General features: G+C 74.4%; 26 protein-coding genes. 15 read left to right on the top strand and 11 right to left on the bottom strand.

The window, feature by feature from the left end:
• Nucleotides 1-81: 81 nt before the first annotated feature.
• Both ACRYR2_RS10500 and ACRYR2_RS10505 read right to left on the bottom strand, forming a co-directional pair.
• Nucleotides 82-519 carry an SAV_6107 family HEPN domain-containing protein gene (locus ACRYR2_RS10500; protein WP_432562802.1) on the bottom strand — a complete coding sequence of 146 codons (438 nt, stop codon included), beginning with the start codon at nucleotides 517-519 and terminating at the stop codon, nucleotides 82-84.
• Nucleotides 520-568: 49 nt separating this feature from the next.
• Nucleotides 569-970, bottom strand: coding sequence for a DUF6504 family protein (locus ACRYR2_RS10505; RefSeq protein WP_432562803.1), 402 nt, complete (start codon nucleotides 968-970; stop codon nucleotides 569-571).
• A 353-nt stretch (nucleotides 971-1,323) separates the two neighbouring features.
• Between ACRYR2_RS10505 and ACRYR2_RS10510 the strand changes: the two genes are divergently transcribed.
• The 8 genes from ACRYR2_RS10510 (at nucleotide 1,324) to ACRYR2_RS10545 (ending at nucleotide 8,466) form a co-directional block, all read left to right on the top strand.
• Nucleotides 1,324-1,944, top strand: coding sequence for a DUF6318 family protein (locus tag ACRYR2_RS10510; RefSeq protein ID WP_432562804.1), 621 nt, complete (start codon nucleotides 1,324-1,326; stop codon nucleotides 1,942-1,944).
• Between the two features lie 200 nt (nucleotides 1,945-2,144).
• A complete protein-coding gene (locus tag ACRYR2_RS10515; protein WP_432562805.1) occupies nucleotides 2,145-2,783 on the top strand; it encodes a PKD domain-containing protein in 639 nt (212 codons plus the stop codon).
• A gap of 251 nt (nucleotides 2,784-3,034) precedes the next feature.
• A complete protein-coding gene (locus tag ACRYR2_RS10520) occupies nucleotides 3,035-3,574 on the top strand; it encodes an aminoacyl-tRNA deacylase (protein ID WP_432562806.1) in 540 nt (179 codons plus the stop codon).
• Nucleotides 3,571-4,389, top strand: coding sequence for an alpha/beta fold hydrolase (locus ACRYR2_RS10525; protein ID WP_432562807.1), 819 nt, complete (start codon nucleotides 3,571-3,573; stop codon nucleotides 4,387-4,389). The genes ACRYR2_RS10520 and ACRYR2_RS10525 overlap by 4 nt, the downstream gene beginning before the upstream one ends.
• A 9-nt stretch (nucleotides 4,390-4,398) precedes the next feature.
• Entirely contained in the window at nucleotides 4,399-5,091 is a 693-nt protein-coding gene (locus ACRYR2_RS10530; RefSeq protein WP_432562808.1) for a monooxygenase, read from the top strand.
• 38 nt (nucleotides 5,092-5,129) lie between these two features.
• A complete protein-coding gene (locus ACRYR2_RS10535) occupies nucleotides 5,130-5,903 on the top strand; it encodes a carotenoid biosynthesis protein (protein WP_432562809.1) in 774 nt (257 codons plus the stop codon).
• On the top strand, nucleotides 5,900-7,003 hold the full coding sequence (locus ACRYR2_RS10540; RefSeq protein WP_432562810.1) for a glycosyltransferase family 2 protein: 1,104 nt from the start codon (nucleotides 5,900-5,902) through the stop codon (nucleotides 7,001-7,003). Before ACRYR2_RS10535 ends, ACRYR2_RS10540 begins: the two co-directional genes overlap by 4 nt.
• A complete protein-coding gene (locus ACRYR2_RS10545; protein ID WP_432562869.1) occupies nucleotides 7,000-8,466 on the top strand; it encodes a phytoene desaturase family protein in 1,467 nt (488 codons plus the stop codon). The genes ACRYR2_RS10540 and ACRYR2_RS10545 overlap by 4 nt, the downstream gene beginning before the upstream one ends.
• Here ACRYR2_RS10545 and ACRYR2_RS10550 read toward each other — a convergent pair.
• Nucleotides 8,463-9,200 (bottom strand): CDP-alcohol phosphatidyltransferase family protein, encoded by a 738-nt coding sequence (locus ACRYR2_RS10550; RefSeq protein ID WP_432562811.1) that lies wholly within the window; start codon nucleotides 9,198-9,200, stop codon nucleotides 8,463-8,465. The genes ACRYR2_RS10545 and ACRYR2_RS10550 overlap by 4 nt on opposite strands.
• A gap of 86 nt (nucleotides 9,201-9,286) precedes the next feature.
• Between ACRYR2_RS10550 and ACRYR2_RS10555 the strand changes: the two genes are divergently transcribed.
• Genes ACRYR2_RS10555 through ACRYR2_RS10565 form a run of 3 tightly spaced genes read left to right on the top strand, consistent with a single transcriptional unit; the run spans nucleotide 9,287 to nucleotide 12,926 of the window.
• Nucleotides 9,287-10,396 (top strand): polyprenyl synthetase family protein, encoded by a 1,110-nt coding sequence (locus ACRYR2_RS10555; protein ID WP_432562812.1) that lies wholly within the window; start codon nucleotides 9,287-9,289, stop codon nucleotides 10,394-10,396.
• Nucleotides 10,393-11,937: a phytoene desaturase family protein gene (crtI, locus tag ACRYR2_RS10560; RefSeq protein ID WP_432562813.1), complete on the top strand. Its 1,545-nt coding sequence runs from the start codon at nucleotides 10,393-10,395 to the stop codon at nucleotides 11,935-11,937. The genes ACRYR2_RS10555 and crtI overlap by 4 nt, the downstream gene beginning before the upstream one ends.
• The gene (locus ACRYR2_RS10565) at nucleotides 11,922-12,926 is read left to right on the top strand and encodes a phytoene/squalene synthase family protein (protein WP_432562814.1); all 1,005 of its coding nucleotides are present in this window, start codon (nucleotides 11,922-11,924) and stop codon (nucleotides 12,924-12,926) included. Before crtI ends, ACRYR2_RS10565 begins: the two co-directional genes overlap by 16 nt.
• On the opposite strand, the gene ACRYR2_RS10570 is transcribed toward ACRYR2_RS10565, so the two are convergent.
• Nucleotides 12,916-13,332: an Rv2175c family DNA-binding protein gene (locus ACRYR2_RS10570; RefSeq protein WP_432562815.1), complete on the bottom strand. Its 417-nt coding sequence runs from the start codon at nucleotides 13,330-13,332 to the stop codon at nucleotides 12,916-12,918. The genes ACRYR2_RS10565 and ACRYR2_RS10570 overlap by 11 nt on opposite strands.
• Nucleotides 13,333-13,470: 138 nt before the next feature.
• On the opposite strand from ACRYR2_RS10570, the gene ACRYR2_RS10575 reads away from it, so the two are divergent.
• A complete protein-coding gene (locus ACRYR2_RS10575; protein ID WP_432562816.1) occupies nucleotides 13,471-14,598 on the top strand; it encodes a lytic transglycosylase in 1,128 nt (375 codons plus the stop codon).
• Between the two features lie 32 nt (nucleotides 14,599-14,630).
• On the top strand, nucleotides 14,631-16,499 hold the full coding sequence (gene pknB, locus ACRYR2_RS10580; RefSeq protein WP_432562817.1) for a Stk1 family PASTA domain-containing Ser/Thr kinase: 1,869 nt from the start codon (nucleotides 14,631-14,633) through the stop codon (nucleotides 16,497-16,499).
• A 52-nt stretch (nucleotides 16,500-16,551) separates the two neighbouring features.
• On the opposite strand, the gene ACRYR2_RS10585 is transcribed toward pknB, so the two are convergent.
• From ACRYR2_RS10585 to ACRYR2_RS10595, 3 genes are all read right to left on the bottom strand, one after another.
• Complete coding sequence (locus ACRYR2_RS10585; protein ID WP_432562818.1) at nucleotides 16,552-17,952, bottom strand: class II 3-deoxy-7-phosphoheptulonate synthase; 1,401 nt, start codon at nucleotides 17,950-17,952, stop codon at nucleotides 16,552-16,554.
• 55 nt (nucleotides 17,953-18,007) lie between these two features.
• Nucleotides 18,008-19,039 carry a 6-phosphofructokinase gene (locus ACRYR2_RS10590; protein WP_432562819.1) on the bottom strand — a complete coding sequence of 344 codons (1,032 nt, stop codon included), beginning with the start codon at nucleotides 19,037-19,039 and terminating at the stop codon, nucleotides 18,008-18,010.
• A gap of 83 nt (nucleotides 19,040-19,122) precedes the next feature.
• A complete protein-coding gene (locus ACRYR2_RS10595) occupies nucleotides 19,123-19,896 on the bottom strand; it encodes a lysophospholipid acyltransferase family protein (protein ID WP_432562820.1) in 774 nt (257 codons plus the stop codon).
• A gap of 114 nt (nucleotides 19,897-20,010) precedes the next feature.
• Here ACRYR2_RS10595 and ACRYR2_RS10600 point away from each other — a divergent pair, with 114 nt between their 5' ends.
• Nucleotides 20,011-20,688 carry a hypothetical protein gene (locus tag ACRYR2_RS10600; RefSeq protein WP_432562821.1) on the top strand — a complete coding sequence of 226 codons (678 nt, stop codon included), beginning with the start codon at nucleotides 20,011-20,013 and terminating at the stop codon, nucleotides 20,686-20,688.
• 24 nt (nucleotides 20,689-20,712) lie between these two features.
• Here the strand turns inward: ACRYR2_RS10600 and ACRYR2_RS10605 are convergent, their stop codons facing one another.
• The 4 genes from ACRYR2_RS10605 to ACRYR2_RS10620 all read right to left on the bottom strand — a co-directional run bounded on the left by ACRYR2_RS10605 (nucleotide 20,713) and on the right by ACRYR2_RS10620 (nucleotide 24,276).
• The gene (locus ACRYR2_RS10605) at nucleotides 20,713-21,477 is read right to left on the bottom strand and encodes an endonuclease/exonuclease/phosphatase family protein (RefSeq protein WP_432562822.1); all 765 of its coding nucleotides are present in this window, start codon (nucleotides 21,475-21,477) and stop codon (nucleotides 20,713-20,715) included.
• Nucleotides 21,477-22,559, bottom strand: coding sequence for an ROK family glucokinase (locus ACRYR2_RS10610; protein ID WP_432562823.1), 1,083 nt, complete (start codon nucleotides 22,557-22,559; stop codon nucleotides 21,477-21,479). The genes ACRYR2_RS10605 and ACRYR2_RS10610 overlap by 1 nt, the downstream gene beginning before the upstream one ends.
• A gap of 26 nt (nucleotides 22,560-22,585) precedes the next feature.
• Nucleotides 22,586-23,560 carry an ROK family glucokinase gene (locus ACRYR2_RS10615; protein WP_432562824.1) on the bottom strand — a complete coding sequence of 325 codons (975 nt, stop codon included), beginning with the start codon at nucleotides 23,558-23,560 and terminating at the stop codon, nucleotides 22,586-22,588.
• Between the two features lie 107 nt (nucleotides 23,561-23,667).
• Nucleotides 23,668-24,276 carry a hypothetical protein gene (locus tag ACRYR2_RS10620; protein WP_432562825.1) on the bottom strand — a complete coding sequence of 203 codons (609 nt, stop codon included), beginning with the start codon at nucleotides 24,274-24,276 and terminating at the stop codon, nucleotides 23,668-23,670.
• A gap of 187 nt (nucleotides 24,277-24,463) precedes the next feature.
• Between ACRYR2_RS10620 and ACRYR2_RS10625 the strand changes: the two genes are divergently transcribed.
• Nucleotides 24,464-26,266: an AMP-dependent synthetase/ligase gene (locus ACRYR2_RS10625; protein ID WP_432562826.1), complete on the top strand. Its 1,803-nt coding sequence runs from the start codon at nucleotides 24,464-24,466 to the stop codon at nucleotides 26,264-26,266.
• The last annotated feature ends 1 nt before the right edge of the window (nucleotide 26,267 follow it).

Raw genomic sequence — 26,267 nt, forward strand, 5'->3', positions numbered from 1 at the left:
TTCGGTGGAACGCGCCCGTGGGGAAGACCGGAGCAGCGGTGTTTCTGGGTCGGTCTGGTCTGCTGGGGTCGTCGGACGAGGTCAGCCCGCCAGCGGTAGGGCGCTGAGGCCGAGCCGGGACTCCACGACGCGGTGGAACCGTTCGGCGTCGGCCAGCAGGTCGTCGGCGGATGCGGCGTCCACCATCCCGGTGCGGCCCGCCTCGACGGCCGACCGCACCGCGGCGGTCGAGGCGAACCGGTCGGACCAGCCCTGCAGGTCCGGCGCGAGGGCCTGCAGCATCTCCCACACGCTGCGCGGACCACCGCCGCGCCGGCCCCGGACGGCGGGACGACCGTGCACCGCGACGAGGGCGGCCCCGGCCCGCAGCGCCGCGAGGTGGGCGTGGACGTAGCGCTCGGCCACGTCATCGGTGCGCAGAGCGGTGAGGAGCTCGTCCTCGCACCGGGCGAGGAGGTCCAGAGCGGCTGTGGTCAGCGGGCGGGGGACGCCCGCAGGGACGTCGAAGGTGGTGGGCATCGCGTTCTCCTCCGGTCGTTCGGTCGGTCTGCTGCGGGTCGGTGGGCCGTCAGTCGCTGACGCGCAGCAACTGCCAGTCCTCCGACGCCTCGGACGAAGGAGTACCAGCGCCCTCCGACACAGCGGCCGTCCCAGGCGCCACAGGGCGGGCGAGGTCATAGACACCGGCTCCGCCGGTGCGGCCGATGCTGGCCTCGACGCGGAAGACCTCGCGTTCGAGGTCGCCGATCTCCAGGACGGCGCGCTTCGTCGGCCCCTTCCCGGAACCGGTGGCATCACCGTGGACCGCGGCCACCGCGGCGTGCTCCCACCAGGCGCTGCGTTCGCGCCAGCAGGACAGCACCTCCCGCACGACGTAGAGCCGTCCGCGCCAGACGAACTGGACCGGGGCACCCGCCGTCCCGCCCACCTCGCCGGACTGGACGTGCACCTCGTCGGAGAACCGTCTCACCGTTGTCACCCTCCCCACTCGAGCCGGCGCCGCGACGGATCGCGCAGCGCGGCGAGCCGGGGGAAGCGGCTCGCGAGCACGCACTCGGGGCGCGGCCCGCGGAGCTTCCCCTCTCCGGCGGACCGCGCCTCGAGCGGTCTCATCATGTTCGAACGCCGGTTCGAACACATCTCGAAGCTACACCACGGTGCTCAGGTGGCGTCAACGGTGGAGCGGGTTGTCCACAAGACGGAGCGTCGCTTCGCAACACGGATCGTAACCAACGCGGACGGGTCACCCGAACGGCCGACGGGTTGTCCACAGTCCCCCGTTCGGCGCCTCCACCCAGCCCAGGATCGTGCGACGGTGCGCCCGTGATCCAGCTCCGTCCCGCCTCCATCGCGGTCGCCGGCCTCGCCGTGGCCGGCCTGGTCGCCGGGTGTTCGAACGAGACCGCGCCCACGGTTCCAGCGGCGGCGAAGCCTGTCGCGACGACGCCGGCAGACACAGCTCTCGAGGCATCCGCTTCGCCCGACACCTCCTCTCAGCCGGCCCCGACCGCGACTCGCGTGTTGCCAGCGCCCGAGTTGTCGGAGCTGGGCACAACCTTCACTCAAGACGGCGCCAGCGCCTTCGCTGGCTACTACGTGCAAGTGCTGAACTACTCGAGGAACTCAGGAGACGCTGGACCTCTACGCGCCATCTCCGACGCTGGATGCTCCGGCTGCAGCTACAACATCGACGAGATCCAAAAGATGTTGGAGGGCGGGTACTCACACGTAGGCTTGGAAACCCGCTTCAGAGGAACTTGGTATCTGCAGTGGAGTCCGGACATCGGCGAAATTCAGATGGACGTCTACGTCGATCGCGACCCTCACGTGATTGTCGATGAGAACGGACGCGAAGCCGCTCAGATCCCTGGCGCCAAAGAGGCTTCATTCTTCCTCTGGTTGAAGTGGGTAGATGGTCGATGGCTCGTTTGGGAGACGGAGTGAGGGCCTGCAGGACCGCAGGTGTGACAGCCGCCATGGCGGCGCTGACCCTTTCCGGTTCCATCACCGCGAACGCGAACGTCGACTCGTCCGGAACATGGAGCGGGGCAGACGCCGTCATTGATGCCAGCTCGGGGCATGCATCCGCGAGGCCCGGCAGACATGATCGAGGAGGACGACCCGCAGGCTCTGCTCCCATCGAAGTGGTCCGCACCCCCGCCTGCAGCCGCAACGGCCCCGAGGGCTCCCTCGGCGACAACTCCTGCGGTGCCGCCGCGAACAACTGCCCACCCGGCCAGACCCTGACCACCACCTGGGTCCAGAACCAGGGCGATCCCCGGTGGACCAACGGTGGAACCCGCTGCACCACCGACGCCACCCCCGGCGACCCCGTCACCCTCCCCACCGTCACGGTCAGCGACCTGCGCCGCGTCGGCCTGCCCGCGAGCCCGCTGAACCTCCAGCCGGGCAACGGGGAAGCCCTCCTGAACGTGCCGCTGATCCTGCACACCACCGCCGAGACGGCCGTCCGGAACACCACCGTCCTGGGGTACCCGGTCACCATCCGGGCCACCCCGACGAGCTGGACGTGGACGCTCGGGGACGGAACCACGCTCGGGCCGACCACCGATCCGGGCAGGCCCTACCCGCAGCAGACCCTCACCCACACGTACACCGAACCCGGCGACCACCAGATCACCCTCACCACCACCTGGGCCGGGGAGTACACGATCGCCGGACTGCCCTACGCCCCCATCGTCGGAACCGCGACCACCACCTCCGGACCGACCTCCGTCCACGTCCTCGAGGGCCACAACGTCCTGGTCGACGACAGGCCTTGAACTGCGGCACGGAGCGGCGACTTCGGAGCACCGTGTGGGGCCGGGCGTGGGTGCGGCGAGGGTACGGCGAGGGTGCGGTCAGGACGACCACTTCCCCGCACCCACGGCCGATCTCCGGCGGGACCGGCCATGGGACCGGCCACGGGACCGGCCACGGGACCGGTGCGGGGCGCCGCGCGAACCCACCACCGGCGGGCCGGCCCCACCGTTCGGCGCGACGGGCGGCGAGAACGGTTCTAGGCTCAAGGGGCATGGAGTGGACGTCGGGCCGGGAACCCGCCGAGGGTGGCGGTGGACCCCTCGTGGCCGCCTCCCCCGTCCTGCACTCCCCCGCCGTCGCGGCGACGGCCACCGCGCTGGTCGACCTCGGTGCGGCCGGTGAGGTCCTCGAGGTTCCGCCGTCGCTGCGCGACGTCGGTGAACTCGCCCGGCACCTCGGGGTTCCCGTGGCGGCCGTGGCCACCACCTCCGTCCTGGCCACCCGCCAGGACAAGCACCTCCTCGTCATCGCCTCGGCCGCGCACCCCCTGTTCCTGCCGGCCCTGGCGGCCGTCCTGTGCGAACCTGAACTGCTGCGGGACGCCGACGTGGACGTGCTGCACCGCACCGGATCCGTCCTCGGGTCGACGTCCCCGCTGGCGCTGCTGGAACCCCTGCCCACCTTCGTCGACATCGCGCTGGCCCCGCACCAGGACATCTGGGTCCCCGCCGGGCACCCGCACGCGGTCTTCCGCACCCGTTACGACGAACTGCTCCGCCTGACCGGTGGCCACCCGGTCGAGATCGGATGAGCGAACTGCTCGAGGGGTTCGCCGTCCACCGCACCGGATCGACCGACCCCGGGCACCCGCTCCTGGTCCTCGTGCACGGCCTGGGAGGCGCGGCCGCGGCCTGGTCGCTGCTCACGCCGCACCTGGCGGCCGACCACCGGCTCGTGCTGCTGGACCTGCCCGGCCACGGGCACGCCCCCGACCTGCCGGCGCAGGACATGACGCCCGCCGCGCTCGGCGCCAGGTTGCGCCGCTTCGCCGCCGCCCAGCAGGCCGCCCGGCAGGGTCCGGTCCACCTCGTCGGCCACTCCCTCGGCGGGTGGATCTGCCTGGAGGCGGCCGCCGGTGAGGCAGGACCCGTCGCCGGTGTCACGGCGTTCACCCCGGCGGGACTGTGGACCAGCCCGCGCCGACGGCCGCCCCTGCTGCCGACCGGGCAGCAGTTCGCGCGGCTGGCCGGACGCCTGCCCGGGGACCTGGTCACGTCGCGGATCGGCCGCACGCTGGCCCTCGGCGCCACCAGCACCGCCCCGCGCGCGCTGCCCGCCGAGGTCGTCCGGTCGGCCGTCAGCTCGATCGCGGCGGCCGCCGGGTACGTCGCCGCCGACGCCGGGATCGCGACCGCAGCGTTCACCCGCGCCGCCGAGGTGCCGGTTCCCGTCACGGTCGTCGTCGGCCGCCGCGACCGGGTCCTGCCCCCTGCGTTCTGCCGCCGGGAGTGCGCCCCACCGCAGACCCGGTGGATCGAGTGGGCGCACTGCGGTCACGTCCCCGCCTGGGACCGGCCCGCCGACAGCGCCCGCGTCGTGCGCGAGCACGTCGCCGCCACGGCGTAGCCTCGCCGGGTGCCCACCCCCGAAATCGTCACGCTGGACGTCTGGACCGTTGCGCCGCAGGACGTTCCGCGGGCACTGTGGCGCATGGCCACCGACCGCCGGGCCCTGGCACGACTGCCCGGCGCGAGGTTCGCCAAGCTCCTGGGCACCGGCGACGGCCGCACCTTCACCGTCCGCGACGCCGACCCGCTGCGCTGGGCGGTCCTGCTCGCCTGGGACCGCAGCGCCGACGCCGACCGGTTCGAGGGGTCGCGACCCGAACGGGCCTGGGACGCGATCGCCCGCGAGCGCGTCCAGTTCCGCCTGTCCCCGCGCAGCAGCCGTGGGCGCTGGTCGGGACGGGAACCGTTCGGAACTCCGGCGCCGGGCGACGAGGCGGGTCCCGTCGCCTCGATCACCCGCGCCCGGTTGCGCCCGACGAAGGCGGCGTCGTTCTGGCGCGCCGTCCCGCCGGTCTCCCGTGAGCTGCAGACCGTCGAGGGTCTGCGCTGCGCGCTCGGGATCGGCGAGGCCCCGCTGGGGTACCAGGGGACCTTCTCGCTGTGGGAGTCCACCGAGGCGCTGCGCGAGTTCGCCCACCGCCGCGCCGTGCACCGCGACGTCATGGCCCGCACTCCCCGGGAGGGCTGGTACGCCGAGGAGTTGTTCGCCCGCTTCGGCGTCGTGGAGGTGCGCGGAACCCTGGACGGGCGCACCCCCTGAGGTCTGCGGGTGTCCGACCCCGCTCCTAGAGTGCTGACGTGCCCTCGAAACTCGCGCCGGTCCTGACCGGGGTCCTGACCGGCGCGGCCGTGCTGTCCCAGGTCGCCTACCCGCTGCTGCGAGGGGAACGCCTGCGCCGCACGACCATCGGGTCCGTCGTCACGTTCGCGGCCGCCTCGGTCTCCGACGCCGCCCACCGCGGCGGCGTGCGCTCGGCCCTCACCACGCTCGCGGTGGCCGGTGGGGTGGGGCTGGCCGCCGAGGCGATCGGCACGCGCACCGGTCTGCCGTTCGGCCGCTACCGCTACGCCGGAACCCTGGGCCCGCAGGTGCTCGACGTCCCCGTCGTCGTGCCGCTGGCCTGGACGATGCTCGCCCAGCCCTCGATGCGGCTGGGTCGGCACCTGAGCCGGGACCTGCCGCGCGGCGCGCGGGACGTCGCCGCCGTCGCCGCGGCCGCCTGGACGCTGGCCTCGTGGGACCTGTTCCTGGACCCGCAGATGACCGCCGCCGGGCACTGGTCCTTCGAGCGGCCGCGCCCGCACCTGCCCGGTGTCCCCGGCATCCCGCTGAGCAACTACGCCGGCTGGCTGCTGACGGCGGCCACCATCTGCACGGTGCTGCACCGCGTGCTGCCGGCCGACCGCGAGCACCCGCAGACCGTCCCGGCGGCGCTGCTGGGCTGGACCTGGCTGGGTTCCGCGCTGGGCAACGCCGTCTTCTTCCGCCGCCCCGTCGTCGCGGCCTACGGCGGCGTCGGCATGGGACTGACCGTCCTGCCGTACCTGCGCTCGCTGGTGCGCGCGCGGTGAACGTCTGGCGCGCGCTCACCTGGGCGGGATCAGCGGCCGCGACGGCGCTGACCGCCCACTCCCTGCTCAACGCCCGCGCGTTGCGGACCCCCGCTCTCGATCCCCCGTCGGTTCCCGGCCGCGTGAGCGTCCTGGTCCCCGTGCGCGACGAGGAGGACCGGATCGGGGCGTGCCTGACGTCGCTGCTGGACCAGGTCGCCCTGCCCGACTACGAGGTCGTCGTCCTGGACGACGCCTCCACCGACCGCACCCCCGAGGTCGTCGGGGCCGTCGCCGGCGGTGATCCGCGCGTGCGGCTGGTCCGCACCGAGGGACCCCCGGCGGGCTGGCTGGGCAAGACGCACGCCTGCCACCTGCTGTCCCGGCACGCCACCGGCGAGGTCCTGGTCTTCGTCGACGCCGACGTCGTGCTGGCCCCGCACGCCGTCGCCGCCGCGGTGGACCTGCTGCACCGCTTCGACCTGGACGTCGTCTGCCCGTACCCGCGGCAGCTGGCGCTGAGCTGGAGCGAACGGCTGGTCCAGCCGCTGCTGCAGTGGTCCTGGCTGACGACCCTGCCGCTGCGGCACGCGGAGGTCTCCCCCCGCCCGTCGCTGGCCGCGGCCAACGGGCAGTTCCTCGTCGCCGACGCCGCGACCTACCGCCGCGCCGGTGGCCACGAGGCGGTGCGCGCCGAGGTCCTCGACGACATCGCCCTGCTGCGCGCGGTCAAGGCGGTCGGCGGCCGCGGCGGCGTGGCCGACGGGACGGCGCTGGCCACCTGCCGGATGTACCGCGGCTGGACCGACCTGCGCGCGGGGTACACGAAGTCGTTGTGGTCGGCGTTCGGGTCCCGACCGGCCGCGCTGGCCGTCGGCGCGGGGCTGGCGCTGACCTACCTCGTCCCGCCGGCCGCCGCCCTGGGCGGTTCGGGCGTGGGCGCGGTCGGCTACCTCGCCGCCGCGGTGGGCCGGTACGCCGCCGCGGAGCGCACGGGTGGGCGGTCGGTGCCGGACGCCTTCGCGCACCCCTTCTCGATCGCGGTGCTGCTGGGGTTGCTGGCCGACTCCTGGCGGCTGCGCGACCGGGGGGACCTGACGTGGAAGGGGCGGTCGCTCTGAGCCGCGTCGTCGTCGTCGGCGCTGGTTTCGGGGGGTTGTCGGCCGCGGCGCGGCTCGCGGCCCTCGGCCACTCCGTCGAGGTGTTCGAGCAGGGTCCCGACGTCGGCGGGAAGCTCGGCTGGTTCAGCCGGGACGGGTTCTCCTTCGACACCGGTCCCTCGCTGCTCACGCTGCCCGCCGTCCAGCGCGACCTGTTCCTCAAGACCGGTGACCCGATCGAGCGGGTGCTCGACGTCGTCCCGCTCGACCCGGTCGCGCACTACCGCTTCGGCGACGGCACCGAACTCGACCTGCCCGGCGGGGGTCTGCCGCAGGTCGCCCACGCTCTCGACGAGGCGCTGGGGACGGGTGCGGGGGCCCAGTGGACGGCGTTCATGCGTCGCGCCGCGCAGATCTGGGACGTGGCCCGCGGGCCGTTCCTGGAGTCGCCTCTGGAGGGTCCGCGCACGCTGCTGCGCCTGGCCCGCAACCGTTCCGACGTCCGCACGGTCGCCCCGTGGTCGACCCTGCGGGGGCTCGGCCGCACCTACCTGCGCGATCCGCGGCTGCGCACGCTGCTGGACCGGTACGCCACCTACTCCGGCTCCCACCCGGCCAAGGCGCCCGCGGCGCTGGCCACGGTGCCGTTCGTCGAGCAGGCCTTCGGCGCCTGGTACGTCCGCGGTGGGCTGCACCTGCTGGGGCAGGCCATCGCCGAGCGCGCCCGCGAGCACGGGGCGCGGATCCACACCGACGCCCCCGTGCAGGCCGTGCTGGAGGCGGGAGGCCGGGCGAGCGGGGTGCGACTGGCCGACGGCACCGAGGTCCCCGCCGACGTCGTCGTCTCGGCCGTCGACGCCGCGCGGCTGTACGGCGACCTGCTGCCCCGGCCGCGGTTGCGGCCGGACCACCGGCGCCGGTCCTCCTCGGGCTTCGTGCTGCTGCTCGCCCTCGACGGCCGCACCCCGGGCCTGCGGCACCACACCGTGCTGTTCCCCGACGACTACGACGCCGAGTTCACCGACCTCGCCGCCGGCCGGCCGGTGGCCGACCCGACCGTCTACGTCAGCGCACCCGACGACCCGACCCTGCGACCGGACGAGAACTGCGAAGCGTGGTTCGTCCTGGTCAACGCCCCCGTCCACGACCCCGGCCGGGGAACGGACTGGCGCTCGGCCGACCTCGTCGACGGGTACGCGCAGAAGGTCCTGCAGACGATGGCCGCCCGCGGCCTGGACGTCCGGGACCGGGTGCGCTGGACGGAGGTCCGCACGCCTGCGGACCTGGAGCAACGCACCGGCAGCGACGGCGGGGCCATCTACGGCACGGCCAGCAACGGTGCCCGGTCGGCCTTCCTGCGCCCGGCGAACCGGTCCCCGGTCCCCGGGTTGTTCCTCGTCGGCGGGTCCTCGCACCCCGGCGGCGGGCTGCCGCTGGTCGGGCTCTCGGCACGCATCGTCACCGACCTGGTGGGACCTGCCTAGAGCCGGCGGCCGACGGCGGTGGCGACCTGCACGAACCCGATGACCCCGAGCACCGCCCACACCCCGGTGCCGAGGGTCGCCCAGTCCAGCCACGGCACGATGGCGGTGGCGATCGCGCAGCTCGCCGCGATCGCCAGGCGCACCGGCCGTTCGGCGACCGAGACGATCTGCACGTCGTCCACGCCGAGGCCCTGACCCCGGGCCCGCACGTACTCCTGCAGCTGCGCCAGCCCGCCGGCCACCAGCACCAGCCAGGCCGGCGCACCGCACGCCCACAGCACGACCGCGCACGCGGCGTCGCCGACGCGGTCGCACGCGGCGTCCAGCAGGGCGCCGCGCAGGCTCGTGCGGCCGGTCATGACGGCGACGGCACCGTCGAGGTTGTCGAAGACGCCGGCGACCGCCAGCAGCACACCGGCCGCCACCGCGGCCGCACCGGTCGGCCCGCCCACGACGGCCAGGCCGGCGGCCAGGACCGCGAGCGCCGCACCGACGAGGGTCAGGAGCGCCGGGGAGACGCCGGCGCCGGCCAGCGGACGGGCCAGGGTGTGGGCGCCGCCGAGCCAGCCGCGCACCAGGGCACCGGCCTCGACACCGCCGTGCAGGGTCCGCCAGCGGCGCAGGTACGCCTCCCGGTCCAGCACCTGTCGCCCCGACGTCTGCCGCCTGGTCCCGTTCATCGCCTCCCCGTCCACCGCGCTGCCGTGGAGGCAGCCGCCGTCCACTCGCGCCACGGTAGGCCTCCACCCTCCGTGATCTGCCCGTGACCAGCGGGGATGTCCGGTAGCCGGTGTCGGTCCGGGTGCCTAGAGTGCCCCCTGTGCCGCCCGCCCGAGAAGCCCACCAGACGGCCCCCAGCGACCTGAGGGCGGCGGTGTCCGAAGTCCTCGAGGGCTTCCTGCACGACCAGGCCGCCGTCCTGACCGAGGTCAGCGACGACTGCACGCCGGTGCTGGAGGCGATCTCGGCGCTGCTGTCCGGCGGCAAGCGGCTGCGGCCCTCGTTCTGCTACTGGGGCTTCCACGGCGTCCCCGGACGCGCGCCGGACGAGGCCACCGAACGGGGCATCGTCACCGCGGCCGCCGCCCTGGAGCTGTTCCAGGCCGCCGCCCTCATCCACGACGACGTCATGGACGACTCCGACACCCGCCGCGGGCAGCCCGCGGTGCACCGGCGCTTCGAGGCGCTGCACCGCGAGCAGGGCTGGGACGGCAGCGACCAGCGCTTCGGGCTGGCCGGCGCGGTGCTGGCCGGTGACCTGTGCCTGGGCTGGAGCGACGAACTGTTCTCCCGCGCCACCCTGCCGATCGACGCGGTGGTCCGCGGCCGGCGGATCTTCAACACCATGCGCACCCAGCTCATGGGCGGGCAGTACCTCGACATGCTCGAGCAGGCGTCCTCGACCCAGCGCGGGGCGGCCGGCGCGGTCGACCGGGCGCGGCGGGTCCTGACGTTCAAGAGCGCGAAGTACTCCATCGAGCACCCGCTGCTGCTGGGCGGATCGCTGGCGGGGGCCCCGACCGACCTGCTGGCCGACTACTCCCGCTTCGGCCTGGCCCTGGGCGAGGCGTTCCAGCTGCGCGACGACGTGCTCGGCGTCTTCGGCGACCCGGCCGAGACGGGCAAGCCGGCCGGCGACGACCTGCGCGAGGGCAAGCGGACGGTGCTCGTCGGGCTGGCCGTGCAGAACGCCACCGCGGTGCAGTCGACCGAGATCGACCGGTTGCTCGGCTCCCCCGACCTGGACACCGACGGGGTCGAGGTCCTGCGGCAGGTCCTCACCGACACCGGCGCCCTCGAAGGGGTGGAGCAGATGATCGCCGAACAGGTCGACGTGGCGTGCACCACCCTGGACGCCGCAGACCTCGACGAGACCGCCCGGGCGGCGCTGCACGAACTCGTCGTCGCGGCCACGAGCAGGCGCTCGTGAACCTCCAGCGCACGCTCGACTGGCTGCCGGGCCGCACCCGGCACGTGGAGGGCCCCACCGAGGACGTCGTCGTCGTGGGCGCGGGGCTGGCCGGGTTGTCGGCGGCCATGCGGCTGGCCGGCGCCGGCCGCAACGTCACCGTCCTCGAACGCGAGGACGTGCCCGGCGGCCGGGCGGGGCTCGTGGTGAAGGAGGGGTACCGGTTCGACACCGGACCCACCGTCCTGACGATGCCGGACCTGATCGCCGACTGCTTCGACGCGCTCGGTGAGGACATGGCCGACTGGCTCGACCTGCACCCGGTCGACCCGCTCTACCGCGGGAACTACGCCGACGGCTCGACGCTGCACGTCTCCGCGGACGTGGAGAAGACCGCCGAGGCCATCGGGGACCTGTGCGGCGCAGCCGAGGCCGACGGGTACCGGCGGTTCGTCGAGCACGTCGGGAACCTCTACCGGTACGAGATCCGCGACTTCATCGACTCCAACATCGACACCCCGCTGGACCTGCTGAAACCCAACCTGGTGCGGCTGCTGGCGGCCGGGGGCTTCAAGAAGATGGCTCCCGAGGTCGGCCGGTTCCTCAAGGACCCGCGCACCCAGCGGATGTTCTCCTTCCAGGCGCTGTACGCCGGGTTGTCGCCCTACGACGCGCTCGCGCTGTACGCCGTCATCGCGTACATGGACTCCGTGGCGGGGGTGTTCTTCCCCAAGGGCGGGATGCACGCGATGCCGACGGCGATGGCGGCGGCCGCCGAGAAGCACGGCGTGCAGTTCCACTACGGCACCGAGGTGACCGCGGTCGAACGTCAGGGGTCGCGGGCCACGGCGGTCGTGACGGCCGACGGGCGACGGTTCGCCGCCGACGTCGTCGTGCTCAACCCGGACCTGCCGGTCGCCCGGGCCGAACTGCTCGGGAAACCGGTGCGGCGCAAGCTGTCCTACTCCCCCTCCTGCTACCTGCTGCTGGCGGGGTCGAGCAAGGACTACCCCGATCCGGTGCACCACTCGATCCACTTCGGCACCGCCTGGCGCGAGGTGTTCGCCGAACTCCTCGACGGTCGGCTGATGAGCGATCCGTCGGTCCTGGTGTCGCGGCCCACGGTGTCCGACCCCGCGCTGGCGCCGGCGGGCAAGCACATCTACTACGTGCTGTTCCCGACCCCGTCGCTGTCGGCGGGCAGTTCGCCCATCGACTGGGGCGAGGCCGGACCGCGCTACCGCGAGCACGTCCTGCAGGTCCTGGCCGAGCGCGGGTACGACGGTTTCGGGGAGGGCATCGAGGTCGAGGACGTGACCACCCCGGCCGACTGGGAGCGGCGCGGGATGGCCGACGGCGCCCCCTTCGCGGCCAGTCACGCCTTCCGGCAGACCGGCCCGTTCCGGCCGGGGAACCTGTGGGGCGAGAACGTCGTGTTCACCGGGTCCGGAACGCAGCCGGGCGTGGGGGTGCCGATGGTGCTGGTGTCGGGCCGGCTGGCCGCCGAACGCGTGACCGGGCGTGATCGCGGGTACCGTTCGCGCGCATGGCGCAGCGTGTGATGCCGAGTTCCCCCGATCCGGGAGCATCCGTCCCGAGGTCGACCGCTGCGGCCCTGGACGCCGCCGCCCGGACCGACGAGGCGCTGCTCGACCCCGGGCTGCGGGAGGCGTTCGAGGCCTGCCGCCGGCTGCACGCCGACCACGGCAAGACGTACTACCTGGCGACGCTCCTGCTGCCGCCGGCCAAACGGCCCTACGTCTGGGCGCTGTACGGGTTCGCCCGGTACGCCGACGAGTTCGTCGACTCCCTCACCGACCCCGATCCCGACGCCCTGGTGGCCTGGTCGGACGACTTCCTGAAGTCGCTGGACGGGCAGGGGCCCGGCGACCCGGTCGGGCAGGCGATGGCCGCGACGATGCGTCGCTGGGACATCCCGCGCGAACACGTCGAGGCGTTCCTGGACTCGATGCGGATGGACATCACGCAGACGGGCTACGCCACGTACGCGGACCTGCAGCGCTACGTCTACGGGTCCGCGGCCGTCATCGGGCTGCAGATGCTGCCCATCCTGGAGCCGCTGACCCCCGACGCCGCCGCCCGCGCCCGCGCGCTGGGTGAGGCCTTCCAGCTGACCAACTTCGTCCGCGACGTCGGTGAGGACCTGGACCGGGGGCGGATCTACTTCCCGCTCGAGGACCTGACCCGCTTCGGGCTGACGCGCGAGGACCTGTTCGTCGCCCGGGCCCAGCGGCGAACCCCCGAGGCGGTGCGTGAACTGCTCGCCTTCGAGGCCACCCGCACCCGCGAGCTGTACGCCTTCGCCGTGCCGGGGCTGGACATGGTCCACCCGACCAGCCGCGACTGCCTGCGCACGGCGTACCTGCTGTACGGCGGGATCCTCGACGAGGTCGAGAAGGCCGGCTACGACGTCGTCGACCGCCGGGTCCGGGTCGGCGTGCCGCGCCGACTGGCCGTCGCGCTGCCGCGGCTGGCCCACGCGCGCCTCACCCGGTGGAGCGAGGCGCGCTGGGAGCCGCTCAGAAGCTGAGGGCCTGCGCCCGGCGGCGCACCTCGGTCTTGCGGTTCGCCCGCAACGCCTCGATGGGTGTCCCCGGCAGGGTGTCGTCAGGGGTGTGCAGCCAGGCCAGCGCCTCGACGTCGGTGTAGCCGGAGTCGCCGAGCACCGACAACGTGCCCTTGAGGTGGTTCAAGGGACCCTCGGCCGTCACGAACCCCGCCGGCACCATGGCCACCGAACGTTCCCCCCGGCGGACGGCGACGAGCTCGCGCTCCTGCAGCCAGCGCCGCACGACGCGCTGGTCCTGGCCGGTCAGCTCGGCGATGTCGGGGACGGTCAGCCACTCGGGGACGAGGGCGTCCAGCTCCTCGCTGCCCTTCTCGCGGGCGATCTCTGCTCTCAGCGGTGCAACCACGGGGACAGTCTGCCGCCTCACGACTCGCCCGCCCACCTCCCACGACTGCGGACCCGGCTCCAGCATCGTGGGAGGCGCATCGCCGCAGGTGTCGGCTAGGTTCACTCCTGCCCCACCAGGTGCCGCAAGCACCACCCGTCACGACCAGCGAGGGAAGCCATGGCCGACGAGACCACTGACACCCCCACCTCCTCCGCCTCCCGGCGGGGCCGCTGGCTGGCCGCGGCCGTCGTCGGCGCCGCCGCCCCCACCGTCCTGGTCCCCGCCGCCCACGCGGCGGCCGAGACCGTCACGGTCCGCAGCGGTGACACGGTCGGGGCCATCGCCGCGGCCCACGGCACGACCGTCCAGGCGATCGTCGAGGCCAACGGCCTGGACGAGAACGCGTTCGTCGTCGAGGGACAGCAGCTGACCGTCCCCGCCCCGCAGAGCACCGCCACGGCCGGCAGCTACACCGTCCGGCCGGGCGACACCCTGTCGGGCATCGCCGCCGCCCAGGGCACCACCGTCGGGGCGCTGCGCGACGCCAACGGCCTGACCGCCGACGGGTTCATCCGCGACGGGCAGGTGCTGACCATCCCCGGCGCCGGCGGCGCGGTCACCGCCGCCACCGGCGCGAGCAGCGCCACGACCAGCGACGCGACGTACACCGTCCGCTCCGGCGACACGCTGTCGCACATCGCCGCCGACACCGGGGTGAGCATCGACGACCTCGTCGAGCTCAACGACCTGGACGAGACCGGCTTCATCGTCGAGGGGCAGACGTTGCGGCTGAGCACCGGGAGCACCGGGAGCGCGAGCACCGGGAAGCCGGCGCAGACGGAGCAGCCCCGTCAGGCGAGCACCGTCAGCGAGGCCGTGGAGGCCAACCGCGCCAAGATCGAGGCCAGCTCGCAGCCGAGCAAGAGCCAGATGCAGGAGATCATCCGTTCCACCGCGATCGAGCTGGGCGTGGACCCCTCCCTGGCGCAGGCCATCGGGTACCAGGAGTCCGGCTTCAAGATGAAGGTCGTCTCGCACGCCAACGCGATCGGCGCCATGCAGGTCATCCCCAGCTCGGGCGAGTGGGCCTCGGACCTGCTCGGCGAGGACATCGACCTGTTCGACGCGCGCGACAACGCCCGCGCCGGCGTCGTGATCCTGCGCACCCTCGTCGCCAACAACCCGCCGGACGTGGCGATCGCCTCGTACTACCAGGGCCAGGCCTCGGTGCGCTCACGCGGCATGTACGACGACACACGTCGGTACGTCGCCAACGTCCAGACACTGCAGGCGCGTTTCAGCTGAGTCGACCCAGCGTCGACCTAGACTCGCTGATCGTGGACGCCACCCTCTCCGATCCCCTCGTCGGGCGCCGGCTCGACGGGCGCTACCGCGTGCTGGGGCGGATCGGCCGGGGCGGCATGGGCGTCGTCTACCGCGCCGAGGACGAGCGGCTCGACCGAGCCGTCGCCCTCAAGGTCCTGCGCTCCGACCTCGCCCACGACCCGACGGCCCGCGCCCGCTTCGTGCGCGAGGCCAAGTCCGCGGCGCGCCTGGGGCACCCCGGCATCGTCGCGGTCCTGGACCAGGGCGTGGACTCCGAGGGCGGCACCGAGACCGCCTACCTGGTCATGGAGCTCGTCGACGGCCGCACGCTGCGCGACGTCGTGCTGGACTCCGGAGCGCTGACCCCCGGCGAAGCCCTCGGCGTCACCGCCGACGTGCTCGACGCCCTCGCCGAGGCGCACCGCAAGGGCGTGCTGCACCGGGACGTGAAGACCGCCAACGTGCTGGTCGCCGACGACGGCCGCGTCAAGGTCGCCGACTTCGGCCTCGCCCGCGCCGCCTCGACCTCCGGGCAGAGCACGACGGTCGGCACGGGCGACCTCATGGGCACCGCGGAGTACCTGGCGCCCGAGCAGCTCGAAGCCAGGGAACCCGACGCCCGCAGCGACGTCTACGGCGTCGGCGTCATGCTCTACGAGATGCTCACCGGCGCCCCGCCGTTCACCGGCGAGAGCCCGTTCAGCATCGCCTACAAGCACGTCCACGAGCCCGTCCCGCCGCCCTCGACGAAGGTGCCCGGCCTGCCGCGGGCGCTGGACGCCCTCGTCCTGGACGCCCTGGCCAAGGACCCCTTCGAACGTCCCGCCGATGCCGGGGAGATGCTCGAGCAGCTGCGCGCCGTGCGCTCCTCGCTGACGCCCGAGCAGCTCGCCGTCCGGGCGGTGCCGTCCGAGGCCCCGGCCACGGTCGGCGGCACCACGCGCCTGGAGAAGGTGCGGGCCTCGGACCCCCGACCGCAGGGGCACCAGGGGCACCGCTCGCGCCGCGGGCTGCTCGTGGGGCTGGTGCTGCTCGTCCTGGCCGTGGCCGCCGGCCTCTCCTGGTACTTCCTGGCCGGTCCCGGCGCTTACACCACGACGCCGTCGGTCGCCGGCCGGTCCCCGCAGGAGGCCAGAGCGCAGCTGCAGGCCGCCGGCCTCGACGTCGAGGAGCAGCAGGGCTACAGCGACACCGTCGCCGAGGGCCTGGTCGTGCAGACCGACCCGGCCGCCGGCGACCGGGTCCGCAAGGACGGCACGGTCACGATCGTGGTCAGCCAGGGCGTGCAGACGTTCACCGTGCCCGGCGTGGTCGGCACGCCGCGGGACGAGGCGCAGGACCAGCTCGTCAGCACCGGGCTGGCCGTCGGCGACGTCACCGAGGACTTCAGCGAGGACGTCGCGCAGGGGTCGGTCATCGCCTCGACCCCCGCCGCGGGCGAGGTCGTCCCGCACGACACCCCCGTCGCCCTGGTGGTCTCCAAGGGCCGGCAGCCCATCGACGTCCCCGACGTCGTCGGGCAGTCCCGGGACGCGGCCCAGGAGGCGATCACCGACGTCGGCCTGGCCGTGGGTGAGGTCACCGAGCAGATCAGCGAGAGCGTGCCGAAGGGCGCGGTCGTCTCGCAGACCCCGGACGACGGGACGCTGTTCCGCGGCGACGCCGTCGCGCTCGTCGTCTCCTCCGGTCCCCCGCTGGTGGCGGTCCCCGAGGTCCAGGGCAAGAACGTCGACGCCGCCCGTCAGCAGCTCGAAGGACTCGGCTTCCAGGTCCGCGTCGAGAACGTCCTCGGCGGGGTCTTCGGGACCGTCCGCTCCAGCGACCCGGCCGCCGGTCAGTCGATCCCCAAGGGCTCGACGATCACCCTCACCGTCGTCTGAGACGCACGGGGGCCCCGTGGTGAGCGATCACCACGGGGCCCCGTGCGCGCGGTCAGCGGTTGGACAGCATCTCCGCGGCCAGGAACGCCAGCTCCAGGGACTGCTGGTGGTTCAGCCGCGGGTCGCACAGCGACTCGTACCGGGTCGCCAGGGCCGCGTCGTCGATCTCCATGGCCCCGCCGAGGCACTCGGTGACGTCGTCCCCGGTGAGCTCGACGTGCAGGCCGCCCGGCACGGTGCCGAGGGCCTGGTGGACCTCGAAGAACCCGCGGACCTCGTCCACCACGTCGTCGAACCGGCGGGTCTTGTACCCGCTGGTCGAGGTGATCGTGTTGCCGTGCATCGGGTCGCAGACCCAGGTGACCTGCGCACCGGACGCGGTGACCCCCTCCACGAGCGCGGGCAGGGCCTCGCGGATCGTCGAGGCGCCCATGCGCGTGATGAAGGTCAGCCGGCCCGGTTCGCGGTACGGGTCGACCTTGTCGATCAGCGCCAGCGCGTCGTCGACGGAGGTCTTGGGGCCCAGCTTGATCCCGATCGGGTTGCGGATCTTGGAGGCGAAGTCGACGTGCGCGCCGTCGAGCTGACGGGTGCGCTCACCGATCCAGACCATGTGCCCGGACACGTCGTACGGGCCGCCCTGGCGCACGTCCCGCGGCGCGGGACCGGCCAGCGGCGGTTCCTCGTCCAGGGTGCGGGTCAGCGGGCGCTCGTAGTCGAGCAGCAGCGCCTCGTGGCTGGACCAGAACTGCACGGTCTGCAGCGCCTCGAAGTCGGCACCGCAGGCGATCATGAACTTCATCGCCTTGTCGATGTCGCGGGCCAGCGCCTCGTACTTGGCGTTGGCGGCGGTCGCGGCGAACCCGCGGTTCCACTCGTGCACCTTGCGCAGGTCGGCGTAGCCGCCCGTGGTGAACGCGCGGATGAGGTTCAGCGTCGCCGACGACGTGTGGTAGGCGCGCAGCAGCCGCTGCGGGTCCGGCGTGCGGGACTCCGGGGTGAAGGCGTAGTCGTTGACGGCGTCGCCGCGGTAGGCGGGCAGGGTGACGCCGTCGCGCGTCTCGTCGTTGCTCGAGCGCGGCTTGGAGAACTGCCCGGCCATCCGGCCGACCTTGACCACGGGCAGCGAGGCGCCGTAGGTCAGGACGGCCGACATCTGCAGCATGGTCTTCAGCCGGCGGCGGATGCCGTCGGCCGTGGCGCCGGCGAACGTCTCGGCGCAGTCCCCACCCTGGAGCAGGAACGCCTCGCCGCGGGCGGCCTTGGCCAGCTGCGCGCGCAGCTGGTCGGCCTCCCCGGCGAACACGAGCGGCGGATACGACGCGAGCTCCGCCTGCACCTCGGCCAGCGCGGCGGCGTCCGGCCACTGCGGCTGCTGGGCGGCGGGCAGGTCGGGCCACGTGGTGCTGGACTGGCCCGACGAGAGGGAACTCGTCGTCGTGGGAGTGCTCACGCGGGCAAGTGTCGCACCCTCACCGGCGTGGGATCGCCCGACTTCTCACCCAGCGTCACCAACGGAGTCCGGCCGTCTCGGCGCGTCGCGATTCGGGCACGGTCCGCAACACCCCCGTGGCCTCCGCCAGCGGCACCTGGAACACGTCGACCCCGTGCAGGGAGGCCATCGTCCCCAGCTCGCCCGCGGCCAGCGCCTCGACGGCCGACAGCCCGAAGCGGGTCGCCAGGATCCGGTCGGCCGCCGACGGCGTGCCGCCGCGCAGCAGGTGCCCCAGCACGGTGACCCGCGTCGACAGGCCCGGGAGGCGGTCCTGCAGCTCGCGTTCGAGGATCTCCCCCGCCCCGCCGAGCTGGGCGTGGCCGAAGGCGTCCTTCGGCGCGTTCTTCACCGTCTCCGTCCCCTGCAGCCGGGCACCCTCGCTGACCACGAGCAGCGGGGCCTCCCGCCGCTCCAGCACCTCCCGCACGGTCGCGGCGACCTCCTCGAGGTCGACCTCCTCCTCGGGCAGCAGCGTCACGTGCGCGCCGGCGGCCATCCCGGTGTGCAGGGCGATCCAGCCGGCGTGCCGGCCCATGACCTCGACGATCATCGCGCGGTGGTGGCTGGCTCCCGTGGTGACCAGCCGGTCGCAGGCGTCCACGGCGGTCTGGACGGCCGTGTCGAACCCGAACGTGGCGTCGGTGGCCGACAGGTCGTCGTCGATCGTCTTGGGCGCGCCCACGACCGGGACGCCCGCCTCGTGCAGCGCCGTGGCCACCCCCAGGGTGTCCTCGCCGCCGATGGCCAGCAGGGCGTCGACCCCGTGCTCGGTCAGCTGCTTGCGGATGCGGGTCACCCCCTCCTCGACCCCGTCGGCCAGCGGGTTGGTGCGGCTGGACCCCAGGATCGTGCCGCCCACCGCCAGCAGGGGCCGGACGGTCCGGGGGTCGAGGGGGACGGTGTCGCCCTCCAGGACCCCGCGCCAGCCGTCGAGGAAGCCGATGAACTCCATGCCGTGCCGCTGGGTGCCGGCGAGCACCGCCGCCCGGATCACCGCGTTCAGACCGGGGCAGTCGCCCCCTCCGGTGAGAATCCCCACGCGCATCCTGAAACCTCACTCCCCGGCGTCCTCGCCGACGTGCCGTCAGGTACGCAGCAGACGCTACGGCCGGCCGGGTCCGCGCGCGATCAGGGCCGCGTGTCGTCGGAGCCGGGGGGCGGCTGCGGGGCCGGGCCGGCGGGTGCGGCACGCCCGCCGGGACCGCCGGCCGAGGGCGCGTCCCCGGCTCCCCGGCGGGCGTAGGCGTCGACGTACTCCTGCTTGGACAGCTTCTGGATGGCGTACATCACCTCGTCGGCGACCGAGCGCACGACGAGCTGGTCCTCGGCGCGGCCGGCGTAGCGGGAGAAGTCCAGCGGTTCCCCGATGACCACCCCGACCCGGCGGACCTTCGGCAGGATCCGGCCGGTGGGCAGCAGGTCGTCGGTGCCGATCATCGCGACCGGGATGACGGGGGCGCCGGTGGCCAGCGCGATCCGCGCGACGCCGGTGCGTCCCCGGTACAGCCGGCCGTCGGGCGAGCGGGTGCCCTCGGGGTAGATGCCCAGCAGCTCGCCGCCGCGCAGGACCCGCACCGCGCTGTCGATGGCCACCGACGACGCCTTGCCCCCGGAGCGGTCGACGGGCAGCTGCCCGATGCCGCGCATGAGTCCTGCGGTCAGCTTGCCGCGCAGCCCCTTGCCGGTGAACAGGTCGGCCTTGGCGATGTAGGTGACCCGCCGCCGCACGACCGTGGGCAGCAGGACGGTGTCGGCCGCCGACAGGTGGTTGCTGGCCAGGATCGCCGGCCCGGAGCGCGGCACGTTCTCCAGCCCCCGCACCCACGGCCGGAACACCGCGGAGACCAGCGGTTCGGCGACGAAGAGCTTGATCGGCCAGTACAGGACCGGGAAGCGGGGCACGTCCGCGACGCTACCGGGCGGTGATCGGGACGGGACGTTCCGGGACGGCGCACGACGGGACGCTCGCCACGCCGAGCCCTCGACCACCCCGGGTCCGGCGTGCCACGATGAACCGTGCCCCGAACCCCGGACGACGGCTCCGGACCCCTCGACGTCGACGCGGCGTTCGCCGAGATCGTCGCGCACTGGGGCGAGGAAGCGCCCGGGCACGGGCTCGAGGACCGCACCGGGGACCGTGCCCCGCAGCGTTCCGGGGACACCGGCGACGGTGACGGCGCCGGCGCGGACGTCGGTGACGAGGCCGCGCCGCGGCACCTGGCCGACCCCGCCGATCACCGGTCACCGTCCGGGGACGGTGCCGCGCCCCCGGACGAGGGGTCCGACCGGCCCCGGGGCGAGGAGCCGGGTCAGGGCGCCGAGGACCGGTCCCGGCTCGTCCGGCCCGCCGGACCGCTGCCGCCCGCACCGCACGAGGACGTGCCGGACCCGCAGTGGTTCGCCACCCCCCGCCCGCGCGACGAGGAACCTCCCGAGCTGCGTGCGCTGAGCGAGGAGGAGGGTTTCGTCCCCGCAGACCCCTCGCCCCTGCCGCGCGACGTCGTGGGCTGGGCGGCCTGGATCGCCGTCGTCGGCGCTCCGCTGTTCCTGCTGGTGGTCGCACTCGGCTGGAACGACGTGCCGCGGCTGCTGACCGCCGTCACCGCCGGCGTCTTCGTCGCCGGCTTCGCCACCCTCGTCATCCGGCTGCCGGGCTCGCGCGACGACGATGACGACGACGGGGCCGTCGTCTGAGCCACCGCCTCCTGCGGGGAGCGTTCAGCGGGCGGGGACCAGGAGGTCCGCGACGACCGCGAGGTGGTCGCTGGCTCCCGCGGCGTTCGCCGCGGCCGGGGTGCCGACCGCCGTCACGCTGAGGTGCCGGTCGACGAGCACGGCGTCCAGCCGACGCCGCGGCGAACGCGCCGGGAACGTCGGGAACGGACTGCCCACGGCGTCGGCGGCGTCCACCAGCACCGTCGACAACCGCTGGTGCACCGTGCCCCCGGGTTCCTCGTTGAGGTCACCGGCCAGCACCGTCGGGGCGTCGAACCACGGACCGCACGGACCGGGCACCGGCGTGCCCGGCAGCAGCTGCGCGGCGTGGTCGAGGCGCTCCCCCGGGTCCAGGCCGAGGTGGACGCTGCGCACGAGGACGTCGGTCGACCAGCCCGCGGCCAGCGGGACGCGCACGACGACCTCGGCGGTCCCCCGTCGCCGCACCGGCTTCCAGCCCCGCCGCCGCGCGGTCGGCAGCGCCCGCACCGCCCCGGCCCGCACGTCGACCCGCGCCGCGGTCAGAACGGCCGTGCCGGCTCCGGCCGGTCCCCAGGCCGACGCCCACAAGCCCGTGTCGGCGGCCAGGGCGCCGAGGCGGTGCCCGGCGAAGCCGAACGTGGGCACCTCCTGCAGGCAGACGACGTCGGCGTCGGCCGTGCGCAGCAGGTCGCGCACGGTGGTGGTGTCGTCCAGCAGCTCGCGGACGTTGAAGGTCACGACCCGCAGCCGGGCCACCGCCCGGCCACCACCCGCCGAGCCGTCCATCAGCCCCAGCCGCGGGACAGGTCCGCCGCGCCGACCAGGCCGGCGGCCGGTCCCAGCTTGGCGCGCGCGATGGTCAGCTCGGGGCGGAAACCCCGGCCGGTCAGCGTGCGCCGGTAGGCCTCGCGGCACGGGCCGAGCAGGAGTTCGTCGGCGTCGGAGACCCCGCCGCCGATGACGACCGTGCCCGGGTCGAGCGCCGCGGCGAGGTTGGCCACCCCGATGCCGAGCCAGCGGCCGACCTCCTCGAACAGCTCCACCGCGGCCGGGTCGCCGCCGCGGGCCGCCTCGGTGACCAGCGGCCCGGTGATCGCCTCGGGGTTCCCGCCGGCCAGTTCGAGCAGCGTGTGCGCGACGGGTGAGTTGGAGCGGGCCAGCTCACGGGCCTCGCGCACCAGCGCGTTGCCCGAGGCGTACTGCTCCCAGCAACCGCGGTTGCCGCACTCGCAGCGGTGCCCGCCGGGGACGACGATCATGTGGCCGAACTCGCCGGCGATGCCGTAGCGGCCGCGCACGACCCGGCCCTGGGTGACGATGCCGCCGCCGATGCCCGTGCCCATCGTCACGCACACCAGCCGCGACTCCCCGCGTCCGGCGCCGAACCGGTACTCGGCCCACGCCGCGGCGTTGGCGTCGTTCTCCACGACCGTCCGGCGCCCCACGCGGCGGCCCAGCCGCGTGCGGACCCGGCGTTCGACGGCCTCGCGCAGCGGTTCGTGCCGCCAGGCCAGGTGCGGGGCGAACAGGACGGTGGCGCGCTCGGCGTCGACGAACCCGGCCGCGCCGATCCCGACCGAGACGATGTCGTGGTGGGCCGAGAGTTCCTCGACGACCTCGGCGATGGTGTCCTCGACGGCCTGCGGACTGGTGGTGGGGGTGTCGCGGCGCAGCTGCGCGACGACGTTCCCCTCCCCGTCGACGACGCCGGCGGCGACCTTGGTGCCGCCGATGTCGACCCCGACGGCGGGGCCGTCGCCGATGAAGACGCGTCGCGTCTGCTGCCGCAACCGCTGTTGCAGCGCGACCCGGCGGGGGTCGGGTGCGCGACGGCGGCGCGGGGTTCGCGGGGTGCGAGCAGGGACCACGACGGCCTCCGGGGCGGTGGGTGTCTTCAGATCCGGGCGAGGTCGGCGGCGCCGATGATCCCGGCGTCGTTGCCCTTGCGTGCGGTGCGCAGCGGCGGGGGCTTGCGGTGCGTGCGCCCCGACAGGTTCTCGGCCAGGCTCACGCGGGCCGGCCCCAGCAGCAGGTCGCCGGCGCTGGAGACCCCGCCGCCGATGACGACGACGTCCGGGTCGAGCATCGCGACGAAGCTGGCGACGGCCTCGCCCAGCCAGCGGCCGACGTCGGCCAGCAGCCGCGCGCAGCCGGGGTCGCCGGCCTGGGCCAGCCGGGTCACGATCGGCCCGGTCACGGCCTCGGGGTCGCCGCCGACCTCGGCCAGCAGCGGGGCGCCCTCGTCGTCGCCGGAGCGCAGCAGGTCGCGGGCGTCGCGCACGAGGGCGTTGCCGGACACGTACTGCTCCCAGCAGCCCCGGTTCCCGCAGCCGCAGGCGCGCCCGCCGGGCACCGCGCGCACGTGCCCGAGCTCGGCCGCCGCGCCGTTGGCGCCGCGCTGCAGCAGACCGCCGGTGACGATGCCGCCTCCCAGGCCGGTGCCCAGGGTGAGCATGACGAGGTCGTCGGCGACGTTGCCGTGCTCGTCCAGGCCACCGCCGAAGCGGTACTCGGCCCAGGCCGCGGCGTTGGCGTCGTTCTCCACGACGACCCGGGTGCCGCCCAGGCGGGCCTCGAGGTGGTCGGCGAGCGGCTCGTCGCGCCAGGCGAGGTTGGGGGCGAAGACGACGCTGCGACGGGCCGCGTCGACGAAACCGGCGGCGGCGACGCCGACCGGGCCGAACTCGTGGGTGGTGCGCAGCTCGGCCACGGCGTCGGCCACGGCGTCGGCGATGGCCGCCGGGCTCAGCGCCGGCGTCTCGCGGCGGGTCTGGACGAGGATCTCCCCGCGGTGGTCGACGACCCCGGCGGCGATCTTGGTGCCACCGATGTCGACACCGACGGCGTTGGGGACGGGCTGCTCGACCATGCCGGTGCGGATCTCCCTGCGACCTCGGCCCCGCAGCGCAGGGCGGCCGCGCGAACACGTGGCCGCCTCGGAGGCTACCGGGTCGGCCGGGCCCGTCCGCCGGGACCTCAGCCGAGGATCGCCCCGAGGACGGCCGTGCCGCCCAGCAGCAGCGCGGTCAGGCCGGCGGCACCGCCGGCGGCGACGAGGACCTTCGCCTTCCGGCTGCCCAGACCGCGCACCGGGCGAGCGCTGGTGCGGGCCAGGTCGCCGAGCATCCGCTCGACCTGCCCGGCGTCCAGGGCGGGCCGCCCGGCCCGCGTCGCGGCCCCGAGGTCGAGGGCCAGCTGACCGTCCTCGTCCTCGCGGACGAGGACGCCGGCCTCGAGGACGGCGGGCGCCGCGACGGGTTCGGGCGCGGGTTCGGGCGCGGATTCGGGCGCCGGGGTCGGCAGCAGCGACGTGTGGCACAGCGAGCACCACTCCTGCTCCGCGCGCACCCGGGCCCCGCAGGACGGGCACCGCTGCGGGCGGGCCACCGGCCCAGGCACGGGGCCGGGTTCCTCGACGGGGGCGGTCAGCCGGCTCACCGGCGGGCCGACCTCCCGGCCGCCGAACGCCGCCGAGGTGCGGGTTCCGGCGGGCGCGGCGGAGCGCGGCGTCAGCGCCAGCTCCGGGCCCTCGCCGGGGAACAGCTCCTCGAGGAACGACGCGGGCTCGTCGCGGTGATGGCTCACACCGGAGGCATCGGCGTGCGGGAACCTCACCTTGAGGTCGGCACGTTGAGCCGATCAGGTGTGCCGGTGGCGTCGCGAAGGCGCGCGCCAGCCGCGCAGGTAGGGTCGGCCGGACCCGCTGACGCCAGACGGCGGCCTCCGGACGTGCGCGACGCGTGGCACCGGGGAGCGACACGAGGAGGAACCAGTGCGGAGCAGCTGCGAGCCCCCGCTCGTCCAGCCCGCCACGACCGGGAACATGACCGACTGCGTGGTCCAGACCGCGCGCGAGGCTCCCGGGCACGTCACCGCCAGCCGCAAGCAGGCGGACGGCTCGTGGCGGGACGTGACCGCGACCGAGTTCCTCGCCGACGTCACGGCCGTGGCCAAGGGTCTGCTGGCCGCCGGGGTCACCCCCGGGGACCGGGTCGGGATCATGTGCCGGACCAGCTACGAGTGGACGCTGGTGGACGTGGCCGGCTGGTTCGCCGGCGCCGTCACCGTCCCGGTCTACGAGACGAGCTCGCCCGAGCAGATCGAGTGGATCCTGTCCGACTCCGGCGCCGTGGCGTGCTTCGTGGAGACCGGCGAGAACGCGGCGCGCGTCGCCGGCGTGCGCGACCGGCTCCCCGGCCTGCGCGACGTCTGGACGCTGGAGTCGGGGGCGCTGGAGGAACTGCGGGCAGCCGGACGCGAGGTGCCCGACGCCGAGGTCGACCGTGCCCGCGCCGTCGCCGGCCCCGGCGACGTCATGACGATCATCTACACCTCGGGCACGACCGGCCGGCCCAAGGGCTGCGAGCTGACCCACGGCAACTTCCTCGACCTGAGCACCAACGCCGAGGCCGCGATCCCGGAGGTGCTGCGCCGCGAGGGCCGGGCGACCCTGCTGTTCATCCCGCTCGCGCACGTCTTCGCCCGGTACATCCAGGCGCTGTGCCTGGTCTGCCGCATCCGGATGGGCCACACCCGCGACGCCAAGGACCTGCTGGCCGACCTGGCCGGTTTCCAGCCGACGTTCATCCTCGCCGTGCCCCGGGTGTTCCAGAAGGTCTACAACGGCGCCGAGCAGAAGGCCGCCGCCGGCGGGAAGCTCAAGGCCCGGATCTTCGAGCAGGCCGCGGCGACGGCCGGCGCCTGGTCCCGCTCGCTGGACACCGGCGGCCCCTCGCTCGCGCTGCGGCTGCGGCACCAGCTCTTCGACCGGCTCGTGTACGCCAAGCTGCGCGCCCTGCTCGGCGGCCGCGTCGAGTACGCCGTCTCCGGCGGCGCGCCGATGGGCGAGCACCTGGCCCACTTCTTCCGCGGCGTGGGCCTGGTCGTCCTGGAGGGCTACGGACTGACCGAGACGACCGCCCCGCTGGCCGTGGGCCGTCCCTCGCGACTGCGCATCGGCACCGTCGGCCCGCCCCTGCCGGGCACCGACCTCGCAGTCGGGGACGACGGGGAGATCCTGGCCCGCGGGGTCGGGGTGTTCCGCCGGTACCGCGGGCGCCCGGAGGAGACCGCCGAGGCGTTCACCGCCGACGGCTGGTTCCGCACCGGCGACCTCGGGGAGATCGACGAGCACGGGTACCTGAGGATCACCGGGCGCAAGAAGGAGCTCATCGTCACGGCCAACGGCAAGAACGTCGTGCCCGCGGCGCTGGAGGACCGGCTGCGGCCGCACCCGCTGATCTCGCAGGCCGTCGTCGTGGGCGACCAGCGCCACTTCGTCGCCTGCCTGCTGACCCTCGACGAGGAGGCGCTGCCGTCCTGGGGCGCCAACCACGGCAAGCCGGGGCTCGACCTGACCACCGCCCGAGCGGACGCCGACGTCCTGGCCGAGCTGCAGAAGGCCGTCGACAAGGCCAACGAGGCGGTCAGCCGGGCCGAGTCGATCCGCAAGTTCCGCGTCCTGTCCGACGACTTCACCATCGAGAACGGGTACCTCACCCCCTCGCAGAAGGTGAAGCGCGCCGAGGTGCTGAAGGACTTCGCGGACGAGGTCGAGGCGATCTACCGCCCGTGAC

Origin of the sequence: Kineococcus deserti (genome assembly GCF_050871945.1) — a bacterium.
Lineage (GTDB): Bacteria > Actinomycetota > Actinomycetes > Actinomycetales > Kineococcaceae > Kineococcus.

Bases quoted from the DNA above. Each gene is read 5' to 3' on its own strand.
- ACRYR2_RS10500 (WP_432562802.1), bottom strand. From the start codon at position 519: ATGCCCACCACCTTCGACGTCCCTGCGGGCGTCCCCCGCCCGCTGACC.
- ACRYR2_RS10520 (WP_432562806.1), top strand. From the start codon at position 3,035: ATGGAGTGGACGTCGGGCCGGGAACCCGCCGAGGGTGGCGGTGGACCC.
- ACRYR2_RS10525 (WP_432562807.1), top strand. From the start codon at position 3,571: ATGAGCGAACTGCTCGAGGGGTTCGCCGTCCACCGCACCGGATCGACC.
- ACRYR2_RS10565 (WP_432562814.1), top strand. From the start codon at position 11,922: ATGGCGCAGCGTGTGATGCCGAGTTCCCCCGATCCGGGAGCATCCGTC.
- ACRYR2_RS10575 (WP_432562816.1), top strand. From the start codon at position 13,471: ATGGCCGACGAGACCACTGACACCCCCACCTCCTCCGCCTCCCGGCGG.
- ACRYR2_RS10590 (WP_432562819.1), bottom strand. From the start codon at position 19,039: ATGCGCGTGGGGATTCTCACCGGAGGGGGCGACTGCCCCGGTCTGAAC.
- ACRYR2_RS10605 (WP_432562822.1), bottom strand. From the start codon at position 21,477: ATGGACGGCTCGGCGGGTGGTGGCCGGGCGGTGGCCCGGCTGCGGGTC.
- ACRYR2_RS10615 (WP_432562824.1), bottom strand. From the start codon at position 23,560: ATGGTCGAGCAGCCCGTCCCCAACGCCGTCGGTGTCGACATCGGTGGC.